Annotated in this window: 12 protein-coding genes; 4 read left to right on the forward strand and 8 right to left on the reverse strand. The window is 63.9% G+C overall.

Annotation, left to right across the window (positions count from 1 at the left end; translation table 11 throughout):
• Positions 1-52: 52 nt before the first annotated feature.
• Both groL and QX094_RS05515 read left to right on the forward strand, forming a co-directional pair.
• Positions 53-1,696, forward strand: a complete 1,644-nt coding sequence (gene groL / locus QX094_RS05510; RefSeq protein ID WP_315716666.1) for a chaperonin GroEL — start codon at positions 53-55, stop codon at positions 1,694-1,696.
• 140 nt (positions 1,697-1,836) lie between these two features.
• Positions 1,837-3,027: a hypothetical protein gene (locus tag QX094_RS05515; RefSeq protein WP_315825399.1), complete on the forward strand. Its 1,191-nt coding sequence runs from the start codon at positions 1,837-1,839 to the stop codon at positions 3,025-3,027.
• 340 nt (positions 3,028-3,367) lie between these two features.
• Here the strand turns inward: QX094_RS05515 and QX094_RS05520 are convergent, their stop codons facing one another.
• Together QX094_RS05520 and QX094_RS05525 are read right to left on the reverse strand one after the other, a co-directional pair.
• Positions 3,368-3,727: an META domain-containing protein gene (locus tag QX094_RS05520; protein ID WP_315825400.1), complete on the reverse strand. Its 360-nt coding sequence runs from the start codon at positions 3,725-3,727 to the stop codon at positions 3,368-3,370.
• A 198-nt stretch (positions 3,728-3,925) separates the two neighbouring features.
• Positions 3,926-5,590 (reverse strand): L-lactate permease, encoded by a 1,665-nt coding sequence (locus QX094_RS05525; RefSeq protein ID WP_315825401.1) that lies wholly within the window; start codon positions 5,588-5,590, stop codon positions 3,926-3,928.
• A 322-nt stretch (positions 5,591-5,912) separates the two neighbouring features.
• Between QX094_RS05525 and QX094_RS05530 the strand changes: the two genes are divergently transcribed.
• Positions 5,913-7,673 carry an ABC transporter ATP-binding protein/permease gene (locus QX094_RS05530; protein ID WP_315825402.1) on the forward strand — a complete coding sequence of 587 codons (1,761 nt, stop codon included), beginning with the start codon at positions 5,913-5,915 and terminating at the stop codon, positions 7,671-7,673.
• 85 nt (positions 7,674-7,758) lie between these two features.
• Here QX094_RS05530 and QX094_RS05535 read toward each other — a convergent pair whose 3' ends face one another.
• The 4 genes from QX094_RS05535 to QX094_RS05550 all read right to left on the reverse strand — a co-directional run bounded on the left by QX094_RS05535 (position 7,759) and on the right by QX094_RS05550 (position 12,330).
• Positions 7,759-8,754 carry a TorF family putative porin gene (locus tag QX094_RS05535; RefSeq protein WP_316171669.1) on the reverse strand — a complete coding sequence of 332 codons (996 nt, stop codon included), beginning with the start codon at positions 8,752-8,754 and terminating at the stop codon, positions 7,759-7,761.
• A 487-nt stretch (positions 8,755-9,241) separates the two neighbouring features.
• Positions 9,242-9,697 (reverse strand): hypothetical protein, encoded by a 456-nt coding sequence (locus QX094_RS05540; protein ID WP_315810767.1) that lies wholly within the window; start codon positions 9,695-9,697, stop codon positions 9,242-9,244.
• Positions 9,698-9,772: 75 nt separating this feature from the next.
• Positions 9,773-11,095 carry a glycolate oxidase subunit GlcF gene (gene glcF, locus QX094_RS05545; protein ID WP_316187670.1) on the reverse strand — a complete coding sequence of 441 codons (1,323 nt, stop codon included), beginning with the start codon at positions 11,093-11,095 and terminating at the stop codon, positions 9,773-9,775.
• Entirely contained in the window at positions 11,092-12,330 is a 1,239-nt protein-coding gene (locus tag QX094_RS05550) for an FAD-binding protein (protein ID WP_316187671.1), read from the reverse strand. The genes glcF and QX094_RS05550 overlap by 4 nt, the downstream gene beginning before the upstream one ends.
• 489 nt (positions 12,331-12,819) lie before the next feature.
• Between QX094_RS05550 and QX094_RS05555 the strand changes: the two genes are divergently transcribed.
• Positions 12,820-13,158 carry a putative quinol monooxygenase gene (locus QX094_RS05555; protein WP_316171672.1) on the forward strand — a complete coding sequence of 113 codons (339 nt, stop codon included), beginning with the start codon at positions 12,820-12,822 and terminating at the stop codon, positions 13,156-13,158.
• Positions 13,159-13,400: 242 nt separating this feature from the next.
• On the opposite strand, the gene QX094_RS05560 is transcribed toward QX094_RS05555, so the two are convergent.
• Together QX094_RS05560 and QX094_RS05565 are read right to left on the reverse strand one after the other, a co-directional pair.
• On the reverse strand, positions 13,401-14,654 hold the full coding sequence (locus tag QX094_RS05560; protein WP_316171673.1) for a three-Cys-motif partner protein TcmP: 1,254 nt from the start codon (positions 14,652-14,654) through the stop codon (positions 13,401-13,403).
• Positions 14,655-14,690: 36 nt separating this feature from the next.
• Positions 14,691-15,473: a phage Gp37/Gp68 family protein gene (locus QX094_RS05565; protein ID WP_316171343.1), complete on the reverse strand. Its 783-nt coding sequence runs from the start codon at positions 15,471-15,473 to the stop codon at positions 14,691-14,693.
• Positions 15,474-16,164 lie beyond the last annotated feature (691 nt).

Here is a 16,164-nt window from a genome sequence, read left to right on the forward strand (position 1 = left end):
GACGGGCGATCACGCCCCTCGCCGTCGAGGTCTACTCCAGGAGAATTCTGAAATGGCAGCCAAGGACGTCAAATTCGCCGGCGACGCACGCGACCGCATGCTGCGCGGCGTCGACATTCTCGCCAACGCCGTCAAGGTGACGCTCGGCCCGAAGGGCCGCAATGTCGTCATCGAGAAGAGCTTCGGCGCTCCGCGCATCACCAAGGACGGCGTCACCGTCGCCAAGGAGATCGAGCTGGAGGACAAGTTCGAGAACATGGGCGCGCAGATGCTGCGCGAGGTCGCCTCCAAGACCAACGACACCGCCGGTGACGGCACCACCACCGCGACCGTGCTGGCCCAGGCCATCGTGCGCGAGGGCGCCAAGGCGGTTGCCGCCGGCATGAACCCGATGGACCTCAAGCGCGGCATCGACATCGCGGTGGCCGCCGTGATCAAGGACATCGAGAAGCGCGCCAAGCCGGTCGCCTCGTCCTCCGAGGTCGCCCAGGTCGGCACCATCTCCGCCAACGGCGACGCCGCGATCGGCAAGATGATCGCCCAGGCGATGCAGAAGGTCGGCAACGAGGGCGTCATCACGGTCGAGGAGAACAAGTCGCTCGATACCGAGGTCGACATCGTCGAAGGCATGAAGTTCGACCGGGGCTATCTCTCGCCCTACTTCGTCACCAATGCCGAGAAGATGACCGCCGAGCTGGACGACGTCTACGTGCTCCTGCACGAGAAGAAGCTGTCGGGCCTGCAGGCCATGCTGCCGGTGCTCGAAGCCGTGGTGCAGTCGGGCCGCCCGCTGCTGATCATCGCCGAGGACGTCGAGGGCGAAGCGCTGGCGACGCTGGTCGTCAACCGCCTGCGCGGCGGCCTCAAGGTCGCCGCCGTCAAGGCGCCGGGCTTCGGTGATCGCCGCAAGGCCATGCTCGAGGACATCGCGATCCTGACCGGTGGTCAGCTGATCTCGGAAGATCTCGGCATGAAGCTCGAGAACGTCACGATCAAGATGCTCGGCCGCGCCAAGAAGGTCGTGATCGACAAGGAGAACACCACGATCGTCAACGGCGCCGGCAAGAAGGCCGACATCGAGTCGCGCGTCGGCCAGATCAAGGCGCAGATCGAGGAGACCACCTCGGACTACGACCGTGAGAAGCTGCAGGAGCGTCTGGCCAAGCTCGCCGGCGGCGTCGCGGTGATCCGCGTCGGCGGCGCGACCGAGATCGAGGTCAAGGAGAAGAAGGACCGCGTCGAGGACGCCCTCAACGCGACCCGCGCTGCGGTGCAGGAAGGCATCGTCCCTGGTGGCGGCGTGGCGCTGCTGCGCGCCAAGAAGGCCGTCGGCCGCATCACCAACGCCAATTCGGACGTTCAGGCCGGCATCAACATCGTGCTGAAGGCGCTCGAGGCTCCGATTCGCCAGATCTCCGAGAACGCCGGCGTCGAAGGTTCGATCGTGGTCGGCAAGATCCTGGACGAGAAGTCCGAGACGTTCGGCTTCGACGCGCAGACCGAGGATTATGTCGATATGGTCGCCAAGGGCATCATCGACCCGGCCAAGGTGGTCCGCACCGCGCTGCAGGACGCCTCGTCGGTCGCAGGCCTCCTGGTCACCACCGAGGCCATGGTCGCCGAGCTGCCGAAGGATGCTGCTCCGGCGATGCCGGCCGGCGGCGGCATGGGTGGCATGGGCGGCATGGGCTTCTGAGCCCTGCTTTCGACATCTCACATTCAGGAAGGCCGCCTCCGGGCGGCCTTCTTTTTGGCCGAGTGTCCGCACCGGGGGTGCAGCGACCGCAAATCGGCGCTACAGCTTAAAGCCGATTCTGCTCCCACAAGGATTTTCAGATGCGCGCGATTTTGCTTGCGCTGGCCGTGATTGCAGCGGCCGCGCCGGAACTCGGTTGGGCCCAGAGCAAGAGCGGGACCAAGGCCCCCGCCAACGAGACTCGGTATTTTACCGCGATCGACGGCCTGATGGACGGCAATGCCGACGTGATCCTGAAGGAGACGCGCCAGGGCAAGACCGTCACCGCCGCCACGCTCGACGTCTGCTATCCCGTCGCAAAGAATTCGGATCGCAAGGACCGCTTCGTGGTCAGCCTCACCGTCAATGGCCAGACCTTGACCGGTGCGACCCAGAGCAACGGCGCCAAGGAGCCGGTCACGGTGAAGCTGAATCGCAAGCCGACCGGCGACACGTTCGAGTTCCGCGGACAGATCGCGATCGGCAAGACCGTCACCGAGGTGGCGTCGACCGACAATTCCGACGTCAGCGAGAAAGAGTTCCAGGAGAGCCAGTCGAGCGACGACGGCATCAGCGCCCAGCCGAAGGACTTCACTGACGTCTCGCCCGAGGCGATCTCGGTCCGGCTCAAGCTAGACGCGGTGACCGACTTCCTCAAGAGCCTGAAGGGCGAGAACGTCGAAGTTTCGCTGTCGAGCCTCATCGTGAGCTGCGACGCACTGCGCGCGGGCGAGCAGACCATCAGCATGACCGTCGACCCCGAACGAGCCGGCGCGCTGATCGCGAAGGCGCGGACCATGAACGGCGTCGTCACTGCCGGCTGGACCGCCGGCACGGTCGAGATGGACCGCACCATCCGCTTTGCGGCGGCCGACTGGCGCGACGGTGACAAGATCAACAAGGACAAGCTGGCGGGCGCCATCTCCGACGTGCTGGCCAAGACCTACAATGCCAAGCCGACGAGTGCGGCGTGGAATCCGGTCAGCGGCAAGCTGAAGCTGACGTTGAAGCGGCCGAGCCAGCTGATGCCGGCGCTCGAGCTGACCGACGTCATCGAGGTCACCGGCCTCGTCTCGGCGGACAAGCCGGGCGGCGCCGACGCGCTGATGCTCTGGATCAGCAGCCCGACGACGACCACCATCGATGAGGCCTCGAGCGCCAAGCTGATCCTGTCGGACGAATCCTCGGGCGACGAGGAAGGCGACACGCGGGATGATGGCGGCGCCATCGACGAGCTGGCGAAGGCCTTCAAGGCCAAGCGCTGGGATGCGGACAACTCGGTCTGGAAGTAAGGCGAGCCATGACGGCATGGCGCCGCGATCTCAGATGCCACCCTCCCCTGGAGGGGGAGGGTCGATCGCGCGCGAAGCGGGCGAGCGGGGTGACGCCGCGGGCACCGGGGCACGTGGAGAGATCACCCCACCCCGCCTCCCATTCGCTGCGCTCATGAGAGGCGCCCCTCCCCCTCCAGGGGAGGGTGACCGCGGGGCAGACCTCAAGGGTGCACACTGCGGAAGCGCGAGCGTGCGCAAGGCTGTTTGCTCAAATCATGATGCGGAAAGTGGAACGCATCATGCTCGAGCTTGAGCCCTCGACAGTCCCCACCAGGACTTTGGAAACGGCCGTCTCGGCTCAATTGGTGTTGAGCCGGAAGCGCAGCGTCTTCGGTCCGATGAAGATGATCAGGTCGCCCTGACGCTTCCAGTTCGTCACCGCGCTCAGCGCCGCGATCAGTTCGTCGTCAGCCTGCGCGCGCGCCACCGGGCAGTTGCGGTCCTCGATCTTGCCGGCGATGAACACGATGGTGTTGCCGGCGACCGAGAACTGCCCCTTGCCGCCCTTGCACCACAGCTCGAGCACAGCATCACCGTTGTCGCCGATGTCGAGATCCGGCACCCGCTTCGAGCCCGGCTGCGGCAGCGCATCCAGCGTCATCTCCATGCCGAAGGGAAATTCCTCCGCCGAGGCGGCGGCAAGGGGCACGGCCGACATCAACAGGGCCGCAGCCAGTTTGGCGCAAGCTCGCTTCACTACTCGCATCGTTCCTCTCGACACATCATCACGTGCAGGGCTCGCCTCTTAAGCGATCGGCCCGGCGACCGCCAGCACGGCTCCCGCACAAATGTGTTCCAAACATAGCAAGCCCCGCGCCGCAGCTACGGCGCGGGGCTTTTGTCGCTGCCGGTGTTGCTACTTCAGCACCATCGCCGTGAACGGATAGACATAGGCCTGCAAGGTGACGAACAGGCCGACCAGACAGGCCAGCACGATCGAATGCAGGAAGACGTAGCGCAGGATCGAGCTCTCGTGGCCGTACCAGTTGGTGGCGGTCGAGGCGACGACGATCGACTGCGCATCGATCATCTTGCCCATGACACCGCCGGAGGAGTTGGCGGCCGCCATCAGGACAGGGGACAGGCCGAGCTGCTCGGAGGTGATCTTCTGCAGGTTTCCGAACAGCACGTTCGAGGCCGTATCCGATCCCGTCAGCGCCACGCCCAACCAGCCGAGCAAGGTGCCGAAGAACGGATAGAGCACGCCTGTCGCGGCGAAGGCCAAGCCGAGCGTGGCATCGACGCCGGACAGCCGGGTCAGCGTGCCGATCGCGAGCATCGCCGAGATCGTGATCAGCGAGATCGCGCAGAGACGGATGGTGCGGCCGTATTCCGCGATCAGCTTGCCCGGTCCGACACCCATCAGGAAGCCGGAGATGATCGCGGCGATCAGCATGCCGGTGCCGGTGAAGGTCAGGTAGGTGAACGAGAACACCGCGCCTTCCGGCGTCGGCTTCGCAGCCACCGGCGGCATCTTGTTGATCAGCTTGTCGAGCTCGGGCACCGGATAGTTCCAGGTGAAGATCGAGTTCGCCCAGGCCTTGAAGGCGCCGTTGCCCCAGATCAGCATGATGACGCAGACGATGATCCAGGGCAGCAGCGCGCCCCAGAGCTCGGCTTGCGTCAGCGGCGTGCGGTCCAGCGGCTTCGCCGCCGTCATCGTGGCGGCCGATTCGTCACGCCCGCGCAACGCTGGCGACAGCCACAGCTGCTTGGGCTGCCAGACCTTGAGGAACAGGATCAGCGCGCCCATCGAGATCAGCGAGGCGCCGATGTCGACGATCCACGGATTGATGTAGTTCGAGATCAGGAATTGCGGCACCGCGAAGGAGACGCCGGTGACCAGGATCGCCGGCCAGATGTCCTTCATGCCCTTCCAGCCCGCGAACGCCCAGATCACCCAGAACGGCACGATCAGCGAGAACACCGGCAGCTGCCGGCCGACCATCGCGCCGAGGATGTAAGGGTCGAGACCGGTGACCGAGGCGAGGCCCTGGATCGGCGTGCCAAGCGCGCCATAGGCGACCGGGGCGGTGTTGGCGATCAGCGACAGGCCGGAGGCCGCGAGCGGCGAGAAGCCGAGACCGATCAGCACGGCACCGGTGATCGCCACCGGGGTGCCGAAGCCGGACGCGCCCTCGAAGAACGCGCCGAAGGAGAAGGCGACCAGCAACAGTTGCAGCCGCCGGTCCTCCGTGACGCCACCGATGGCGCGCTTCAGAAGCTCGAACCGTCCGGTGGAAACCGTGACCTGGTAGAGGAAGATGACGTTCAGGACGATCCAGCCGATCGGAAAGAACCCGGTGATGACGCCCAGAAACGTCGCGCGCAGCGACATGTTGGCCGGCATCGTGAAGACGAAGATCGTGATCAGGTTGGTCAGGATCACGGCGATGATCGCCGCGATGTGTGCCTTGACCTTGCCACTGGCGATCAGCACCAGCAGCGTCACCACCGGGACGGCCGCGGCCAGCGTCGACAGCGCCGGGCTCCCCAACGGGTCGTAGATTTGATTCCACATCGTGACTTCTCCCCCCACGTTCTTGTTGTTGGACCTGAGGCCGGCGGGACGGATCAGGTCTGCTCGCCCGGGCCCCCAAGCCTGGCACAGGTCGGAAAAGCAGATCACAAAACCGGCAACGCCCAACTCTGCTCAAATTCTCGCGAAATCTGGCGGCGGTCGCAGTCCCTCTCCCCTGCCCCATGCTACGGTTTGTCACACGCGACCGACAAGCCGGCGGCCACCCGCCAGATTACGACTTTAGTCTAGGCAGGCGGTGCCAACCGCGATTTTCTCGTTTTTCGCCAGCCTGTTAAGACCTTTTCTCAGGAGCAGCCCCTCTGTGAACAATCTGCGCTCGACCGTCGCCACCGTCTGGCGGATCGCCATTCCCTACTTCCGCTCCGAGGACAAGGTCGCCGGCCGCATCCTCCTCGCCGCCGTCATTGCGATCGAACTGTCGCTCGTTGCGATCCAGGTGCTGGTGAACCAGTGGCAGAACAGGTTCTTCAACGCGCTGCAGCAGTATGATTGGAACAGCTTCATCTGGGAAATCGGCGTATTCGCCGTACTGGCGACCATCTTCATCATCCTGGCCGTCTACCAGCTCTATCTCAATCAATGGCTGCAGATCCGCTGGCGGCGGTGGATGACCGACGTCTACCTGCGCCGCTGGCTGGACAACGCCACGCACTATCGCATGCAGCTCAAGGGCGACATCGCCGACAACCCGGACCAGCGCATTGCCGACGACGTGCAGCTGTTCGTCGACAAGACGCTGAACATCACCATCGGCCTGCTCAGCTCGATCGTCTCGCTCGCATCGTTCATGGTGGTGCTCTGGGGGCTGTCGACCGATGCCCCACTGCAGCTGTTCGGCACCGACATCGCGATCCCCGGCTACCTGGTCTGGATCGCGCTGATCTATGCGATCTTCGGGACCATCCTGACGCATTGGATCGGCTCGCCGCTCGTCAATCTCAACTTCGAGCAGCAGCGCTACGAGGCCGACTTCCGCTTCAACCTGGTGCGGGTGCGCGAAAGCTCCGAGCAGATCGCGCTGCTGCGCGGCGAAGGCGCCGAGCAAGGTCAGCTCGGAACCCGCTTCGGCCGGGTCGTGCAGAACTGGTACCAGATCATGAGCCGGACCAAGCGGCTGACGGCCTTCACGGCGGGCTATTCGCAGGCGGCCGTGATCTTTCCCTATGTGCTCGTTGCGCCGGCCTACTTCGCCAAGTCGATCCAGATGGGCGGCATCATGCAGACGGCGTCCGCGTTCTCGACGGTGCAGGGCGCGCTGTCGTTCTTCGTGACGACTTACCGGACGCTTGCCGACTGGCGCTCGACCGTCGCCCGCCTCGACGGCTTCGACATGTCCATCGAGAGCGCGCACAAGCTCTCGGGCGAGCCGCAGACGATCGATGTCGTCGACCATGCCGGCGACAGCATCGATCTCGCCCAGCTGCTGCTGAAGCTGCCCAATGGCCTGCCGCTGGTCGCGGCCGACGGGTTCAGCATCGGCAACAACGAGCGCACGCTGCTGACCGGGCCCTCCGGCGCCGGCAAGTCGACGCTGTTCCGCGCCATCGCCGGCGTCTGGCCGTTCGGCAGCGGCGCCATCAGCGTGCCCTCGCATGCCAAGCTGATGATGCTGCCGCAGCGGCCCTACTTCCCGATCGGCGCGCTCAAGGCGGCGATCGTCTATCCCGCGGCGGCGGACGCTTTCAGCGTCGAGCAGGTCAGGGAGGCGCTGGTGGCCGTCGGTCTGCCGCAACTGGCGGACCGCCTGGACGAGGACTCGCACTGGAACCGGATGCTGTCGCTCGGCGAGCAGCAGCGGCTCGGAATTGCCCGCGCGCTGCTGCATGCGCCCCAATATCTCTTCCTCGATGAGGCCACGGCCTCGCTCGACGAGCCGAGCGAAGCCAGGCTCTATCGGGTCATCGCCGAACGGCTGCCGCAGACCACCGTCGTCTCGATCGGCCACCGCTCGACCCTGCACGAGTTCCACGATCGAAAGGTCGAGCTGATTCGGGATGGCGACCGGTTCTCGCTGCGGCCGGCCGGACAGGCGGCCGACGCGACCGCGGATGGAGGCAGCTGACGCGAGCGCCGCTGCGCCAGCAAAGCAGAAGGGCGGCAGATTGCTCTGCCGCCCTTCGTAATGAGTTCGATCCGCCTTGCGGTGATTACTTCAGGTTGGTCATCGCCGTCAGGTCGACCGAGAGCTTGGCGATGCCGGTCGCGCCGCACCACTTCGAGCCGACGCCGGTCGGGTTGATCGCGGTCACGTTGGTCGTGCCGCTGCCGGTGAAGTCGCTGGTGAAGGCGTTGCAATCACCCTTGGAGAGGTTGGTGTCGGAGTAGCGCAGGTCCAGCGTGAACACCTTGTAGGTGAAGCCGACGCCGATGTTCCAGGTGTTGTAGTCGGCATACTTGATACCATTCGGGAAGGCGGCCGTGCCGTAGAACGAGTCGGAGGTGCCGAACCACTGGCGGCCGAACTCACCCGACACATACATGCCGACGCCGCTGGAGCCGAAGGTGGTGCTGGGCGCGGTCCACTTGCCGGTGACCGATGCGTAGTTGCCCCAGGCGCCGGTGTTCAGGAAGCTCGGCGAGTAGAACTCGGTGATGCCGAACGTCCAGTTATCGTTCACCGTGTAGTTCATCTTGCCGTAGACTTCGAAGAACGAGACGTCCTTCTTCATCACGTTGAGGTTGGTCAGGGTGTTGGCCTGACACTCGGCGCTCAGGGCGCGGCCGGCGAAGTCCGTCGTGGCGCCACCGCCGTAATAGCAGGTCCCGCCCGGATACAGATAGCCCCAGACGCCGATGTCGAAGGCGAAGGCGCCGAAGGTCGGGCGGACACCGCCGTAGATGTCGATCTCGGCAGCAGCGCGGTTCGGGAAGGAAATGCTCTCGCCGGCGACGCCGACGTAGAACTGCAGGTCCTTGTTGACGTTGAAGCGCGGCTCGAAATAGGCGGCGACCGACGGCTTGTGGTTCGACTGGGTGACGCCGCGGAACACGTAGTCGTTCATGATCGCCGCGCCGAACGCGATGTCCCACGGCTCGAACGCGACCGGAGGCGGAGCCTTATAGGCCTTGACCGCCATGTCCGCCGCCGAAGCCGATCCCGAAACCATTGCCAGCGCCGTTGCCAGCAAAGCCCACTTCTTCATGACGATCCCCATTACCTATTTCGAAAAGCCTGCCCCACCTTGGCCCCCCAGGGCGCAAACAAGACCGGCTGCGTCATCCAGACACAATTTGTGCCAGGGTCTCGCCGCACGTGAAGCAAAAAAGCGCGGCATCTGCCGCCTTTTTGGGCGTTTTGACAATTCTACGGCAGGTAGTCAGCGCGTGTTGCATTTGAACAACAAATCTCCGTGTCCGAACGCACGCCAGGACGCACATTCGGTTGTGCCGACGCGCTGGAATCGTGGTGTCCCAAGCAAAACGACACGGCGTAGCGAGGTCGGATTCGCCCGGCCGTAGATCTGCGGGGGCGACGGCTCCGACGAACAGATCCATCGGCAATTAGGAGCCGACGCAGACGCCAGAAGCCAGACGACAGGCGCCGGCAACAAACGAGAAGGCCGCAGCGTTGCCGCCGCGGCCTCCCGATGTGAATTCGTCTGGTGGTGAGAACGATCCGGACCGGAAAGATCAGTTTCCGGAGGCGGTCCCCTCGCCGTCTTCGTGCTCCTCGGGGGCCGCGCTCGGCATCGCCCAGCTGGTCTCGGCAGCCGATTCGGTCTCGTTCACTGCCGGGGTCTCGACCAGCGGAGCCATCTTGGGAGCCCGCTTCTTGGCGGCCTTCTTCTTCGGCGCGGCAGGAGCCTTTGCGGCCGACGTCTTGGCCTTCTTGGCGGGAGCCTTCTTCGCAGCAGCCTTCTTGGCAGGCGCCTTGGCCGCCTTCTTCGCCGCGGCCTTCACGGCCTTCTTCGCCTTCTTGGCGGGCGCCTTGGCAGCCTTCTTGGCGGCCTTTTTCGCGGACTTCGGTGCAGACTTCTTCGCAGCCTTCTTGGCGGACTTCTTCGTCGCCTTCTTCGCTGACTTGGCCTGCGCCATCAGCTTCTTCTTTTCTTTCTTGTCCTTCTTCGCCTTCTTGTCCTTCGCCATCAGAAACCCTCCAGTTGCCGCCGTTCGATCAGCTCGTCCGGCGGGACGGGCCGGCAGTCAGCACGCGCCCATCCGTCAAATCATTCCTGGCCGCGGACCGCCCGTCGCCCAGTCGAGAAGCTCAACGGTGTGCACGACGGGGACAGAGGTGCCGCTGGCAATCTGCATCATGCAGCCGATATTGCCCGCCGCGATCACATTCGGCTTGACGGTCGCGATGTTGGCGACCTTGCGATCGCGCAGCTTCATCGCGATGTCAGGCTGGAGAATGTTGTAGGTCCCCGCCGAACCGCAACACAAATGACTCTCCGGTATATCTTTCACCACGAATCCGGACTTGGAAAGCAATTCTTTCGGAATGCTCGTGATTTTCTGCCCATGTTGCAGTGAGCAGGCCGAGTGATAGGCCACGACGATGTCGTCGCGCCGAGAGGCGGAGGCCAGTTCGAGACCGGCGAGATACTCGGTGATGTCCTTCGCCATCGCCGACACGGCGGCCGCGGCCGCCGCATATTGCGGGTCTTCGCGCAGCATGTGTCCGTAGTCCTTGATGACGGTGCCGCAGCCCGAGGTCGTCACCAGGATGGCGTCGAGACCGCCGCGTTTCATCTCCGCGGTCCACGCGTCGACATTGGCGCGCGCCCGCGCCAGCGCGTCGGCATCCTGCCCCATGTGGTGGGTCAGCGCACCGCAGCATTGCTCGTCCCTGACCAGCACGACCTCGACGCCGTGTCGTGTCAGGACGCTGATCGCGGCCTGGTTGATGCGCGGCGCCAGCGCCGCCTGCGCGCAGCCCTGCAGCAGCGCCACGCGGCCGCGCCGCGCGCCCTGCGCGGCAAACACGCTGCCGCCCGCCGGCCCCGGCGGCGGCAGCGCCGCGGCGGGTGCCAGGTCGAGCATCGCCCTGACGCGCCGCAGCAGGCCCGGCGCAGGTGCTCGCGTCGCGGAGGACGCCGGCAGCAGCGCCTTCAACGGCCGGCCGAGCCGCGCCAGGGTCATCGCCAGCCGAAACTCGCGCGGCCGCGGCAGCACATAGGCGAGCACGGCGCGCAGCAGCCGGTCGGTCAGCGGGCGCTGGTAGCGCTGCTCGATTCGCACCCGCGCCTGATCGACCAGATGCATGTAGTGGACGCCCGACGGGCAGGTCGTCATGCAGGACAGGCACGACAGGCAGCGGTCGATATGCTTGACCACGTCGGCGGTCGGGGCCTGATCCTTCTCGAGCATCTGCTTGATCAGGTAGATGCGCCCGCGCGGGCTGTCGAGCTCGTCGCCGAGCAGCACGTAGGTCGGGCAGGTCGCGGTGCAGAAGCCGCAATGCACGCAGGCGCGCAGGATCTTGTCGGCGACCGCGATGTCGGGATCGGCGAGCTGCGCCAAGGTGAACTCGGTCTTCATGACGCAACGCTCCGACGCATCCTGCCGCGGTTGAGAATGGTCTTGGGATCGAAGGAGACGCGCACCCGCTCCTCCAGCGCGGCGACACCCGGCGGCTGCGGGTGGAAGACGTCGACGGCGAGCCGCATCTCGTCCCACGCCCGCAGCAGGGTGGCGTGGCCGCCGACGGCCTCCACCTGCTTGCGCACCAGCCCCGCGGACGCATCGGGCTGCGGCGGCAGCGCGGCCCAGATCAGCCCCCCGCCCCAGTCATAGATCACCTCGCCGCCAGTCTGGCGCGTCAAGGCCTGCCCGATGGCGCCGCCCGACACCGGCGGGCAGACGATCCGCCACACCGTCCAGGCCCCGAGCGGGCCGTTGGCGGCGAACGGCAGCACGTCGCGCACGGCGCTCCAGACATCGGCGGAGGCGTCGTCCGCGATGATCTCGGCCGCACCGTAGGCCGCGAGCTGTTTGGCGAGCGACGCCGCCCGATGCGCCGCGGACGCCGTGATGCCCTCCAGCCTGATCACCGTGACCGCCTCGCGCGGCGAGCCGGTCGGGCTCAGCCCGGCGACCTCCGGCCGCAACGTCGAGGCCGGCAGATGCGCGGCTCCGGACACATCGAACGGCGAGCCGAGCGCCGCCGTCATGGCCCGGTTGGCCTTGAGGTCATCGAGCCCGCGCAGCACCAGGCTGCGCTCCGACTCCGGCCGCGGCATCACCTTCAGGGTCGCCTCGGTCATGACCGCGAGCGTGCCCCAGGAGCCCGCCAGCAGCTTGCAGAGATCATAGCCGGTGACATTCTTGACCACCTTGCCGCCGGTCTTGAAGCTCTCGCCGAACCCGGAGACGGCATGCGCCCCGAGCAGATGGTCGCGCACCCCGCCGGCGCGGATGCGCCGCGGACCAGCCAGCCCCGCCGCGATCATCCCGCCCAGCGTGCCCCGGCCCGTCGTCCCGAGCAGCGGCCCCGTGTCCATCGGCTCGAACGCGAATTGCTGGCTCTTCGAATCGATCAGCGACAAGAGGTCGGCGAGCGGCGCCCCGGCCTGCGCGGTGATGATCAGCTCGTTCGGCTCGTAGGCGACGACCGCGCTCAGCGCCGACAGGTCGAGCACGGCGTTGGTCGCCGTGATCTGGCCGATCCCACGCTTCGAGCCGTGGCCGATCACGTCGAGCGGCTGCTCATTGGCGATGGCCGAGCGGACCACCTCCTCCACGTCGGCTGCGTTGCGTACCTTGAGAGCGTCCACCGCTGCTCGCCTCGCTTGTTGATGATGACGATGGTCGAGCGCAACGCGCGGCCACCCCTGTTGGGGCCTTTCTAAAGCGTTGCGGCCCGGACACAAGGGCGGGCGGGATGGAACGTTCCAAGCGGTCTGCAGGGCTCGCCGCGAGCCCCGAAAGACGGTGCGCCCCCTCTCCCCGTTCTTCACGGGGCCGCGACGAGCTTCGCTCGCGCTGAGAGGGTCGGGGTGAGGGGCAACTGCACGGCACGTGCGCGTGGTGAGACCTGCCACCCACCCGGCTTGCATGCTCGATGCAATCGGATCTCCCAACCCGTAGGGCGGGTTAGCGAAGCGTAACCCGCCGACTTCTCCAGACCATGGCGGATTACGCCTTCGGCTCATCCGCCCGACGCCCTCATGCGCGCATCCATCCTTCGTCCGCCATCGAAGGATGGATACCACAAACCGGGCTATCAATCCCCTCGCACACCATCAACGAAAGGACCGATCACGATGACCGGATATGCAGTCGAGACGAAAACCGTGAACGAGGCCGTCAGCGGCGGCGGCCTGCTGGTGGTGGCGCAATGGGAGGCGAGGGACGGCGAGGCCGACCGCGTCGCCGAGATCCTGTCGCGCTTCCTGCCCGAGGCGCAGCGCGAGCCCGGCGCAAAACTGTTCCTGATCTCCCGCGCCAATGACAACCCGGCGCAGTTCCTGTTCTACGAGCTGTTCCGCGACGAAGCCGCGTTCAAGGCCCACCAGGAGAGCGACCACTTCAAGACCTATATCGCCAGCCAGGCCCTGCCGCTGCTGGCACGGCGAGAGAGGATGCAGTACGGGCTGATTTAGGTCGCGCCCCATCAAGACCGGGATTGGGTGGACGGCGGTCTGTCTGTTCTTGCGACGAGAAGGACCGGCCGCCGTCAGAGGCCGCCATTCAGCAGCAGAAGCAGTTCCATGATCGCGCGCTGCTCCGGCACCTTCGCACCTTAGTGTTCTCAGCAGATTAGTGAACTGTCACCGCAACCCTGTCACCGCAACCCATCGTAAGACCTAGGCCGTGATGCTGAGTTGGCAATGCCAGCCTACATCTAAGCCTTTCCACTAGCGCTAAAAAAGAGGGGAAAGAAACTCCGCTGCCGCTTCAAGCGCAACATGTCGTTAGAGCCGATCGTGTTTGCCTTGCGCCGCTCTCCTCCCCCTTCGGTCACAACTTCAAGGTCGCTATTCTCGATGATTGCCGCATGAATATCGTCCGTGTGCGCGGGGGTCATATTGTAAATACTGCCGTAGAAATCGGCCATGCCGACGGTATCACCGAATTCTGCGACAAGCCTTGGAATGTCTTCCACCAATTGCTTCTGCGCGGACGCTCGTCCTGAGACGTCAAACAGATATAGACTGTTAGCAGTATCGTTCGGATCGTAAGACAGCATATGGAGGCCCGAACGGCCAAAATGCGCTTGCATACTGCTGTTTTGGTGAAGGACGTTATTGTACTCCTGCCGCGCGCGGTAATTGTTGGCAAAGTGGATGAGCCAGTAGCGCCAACCACCCGGATTATTGATTGAGAACGGGCTAACGAACCGCGCACAGCCATGAAATGCCTGGAACACGACGCGCTCGGCCGCGCCCAGCCATTCGCGATTGCTGAGTTGTCCTTCAAGCGGCGACATATCTGCTGGCGTGATGCCGAGAAAGCCCAATTGTGTCATCACAATTTTTGGGTCAGCCTTCTGCAGAAACGCCAGCAGGGATGAAATCACGAAAGTGTAGAATATTTCAGCGGACGTGAACGATACCATTATATCGGTCAGCGTACTGCGCTCGACATGGGCGTGGCCGCACTGATCGAGATTGAAAAGCACGCTGCGATAACGGCCCTGCTCGACCATCTCCTTGATGCGCGGATAAGCGGCTTCAAATACCTCATTGAAGTATTCGACCTTTATGTGAAGTCGCGGCACATCTTGCGCGATGCTAGCAAGCATCGGTTCTATTTGTTCCTGCAGAGAGACTACCGCAACCGGGCTCTCATCGTTGAGGATCAAGAGACATTCAATGTCCAGCGGCGACATGCCGTCACTCAGGCGGCGCACGTTGAATTCTTCGGTGGCTCGGCGCAGCTCCTCGACGAAGATCAACGGAGAACCTGGCGTTCCGCACAAGTAACGGCCGCCGCCTGCAAAGCCGTCCACGATGGCGAGCCGAAATTTGGCTTGCTGCGGTAAAGCACATCGAACCGCGAGGTAACGGCCAAAATATTCACGCAGAATCTTCAGCTTGCGCAGGGAATGCTCTTCTAGAGTGGCACCAGATTCCCAGAGATAAGGCTTTGTAACCATCCCTCCGCCCCCAATCGAAGAGGCTTGACGGCGAGATTAAGCGCTCGTCGTCACACCTCTTGGCATATCATCCCATGTCTTTCCGCGATATTCGCGCCCGTTGGCCTTTTTGGATCGACGCTTATTATCCTTGCCCCACGTTCCCCATTGCTTGAAGAAAAAGGCGGTATCGTAGGCCGAGCATTGTTCGTAGATCTCGTCGATCCACTCCTCCCGTACTGGCCGAGCCGAGCGACCACTTTCGCCGCCGACTATTGCCCATTGTATGCCGGTGAGGTCGACCTTGCCGACGGGACCGATCAGTGGCTCAAAAGAGATGAACCGAATTGCGGCTGGTACATCACGAAGAGCATCAGCCCGAGCGACCGCTTCCGAATTTTCGATGCTTGTCCCGAGCCAGACGTTTGGAAGGATATCAGTGAGTTTCGAGCGTACGAGCTTCGCCATGCGCTCCGGCCGCTTGGTCAGGACTTGGTAATGATGCCGGGGCGTTTGACGCATCACCGACCAAACGTCGAGTATGAACTCGTCGCTTACGGCATCGTGGAAAAGGTCGCTCATCGAGTTGACGAAGATTTTCTTGGGCCTCTTCCAGCCCAGCGGAATTTTGAGGGCGCTGCGGTCCTCCCGGACGACGCCATTCCAGACGATCCGTTTGCCGCTTTTGCGGGTCAAACCGCGATACTTATCGACGTTCATCGCTTGCAGGCGACGGGCCATTTCCATAGCATAGCAATTGGTGCATCCGGCACTGATGATCGAACAGCCGCGGACGGGATTCCAAGTGGCATCGGTCCACTCAATCTGTGTTTCGGCCATCGGCACTCTCCTCATGCAGCGCGGAACCAACATACCGTACAAGTATTGCTGATCTCCTGAACGTCACTCCGGCTGGCCCAGAATCGTCGCGAACTAACGGGATTCTAAAGAGCCAACGCTTATGGGCCGACTAACACATTGCACCGTACTTCAAACCCCAAGATTGGCGATCAACTTACAGTAAGAACAAACAAAGAACAAGAGATTCTACTAGTGCAGGCATGGGTAAGTTGACCGTGCTAATGGGGCCCCGTTTCTGCATCATTGAGAGCGCCGATGCTCGGGCAGAGTTAGAGCTGGAGCCGACGCAAATTTCCTGTGCCGCCGCAATTTCTTATTTCGTTTTTACAGAAATCATGCTATACTCGGCCCGACTCACCTCGCCGAGAGGGGCGTACGCGCGGTCGTCACGATACGTGGGGTGGGGATGCGGTGGCCGTGTCGGGTCGCAGCGTGGCTTCGGTCATGCCGACGAACGACCGCGATGCGGACGTGAAATCGTGTGGGCCTGGTCTCCCGGTGCTGAGGCCAAGTCGGCGATGACGCCTCAACGCGTCGCGTCGACGACGGGGACAAGAACGCCGATCCCCGGGGCGAGCACGTATAAGCGTTAAGACCGCCGCGCAGGGAATGCCGGATGTTCGGCTGAACCTGTGGTACCTGCCGCCTGCATTTTTTTCGCAGGCGGGCC

Origin of the sequence: Bradyrhizobium sp. SZCCHNS1050, assembly GCF_032484785.1 — a bacterium.
In the GTDB taxonomy this organism is placed as follows: Bacteria; Pseudomonadota; Alphaproteobacteria; order Rhizobiales; family Xanthobacteraceae; genus Bradyrhizobium.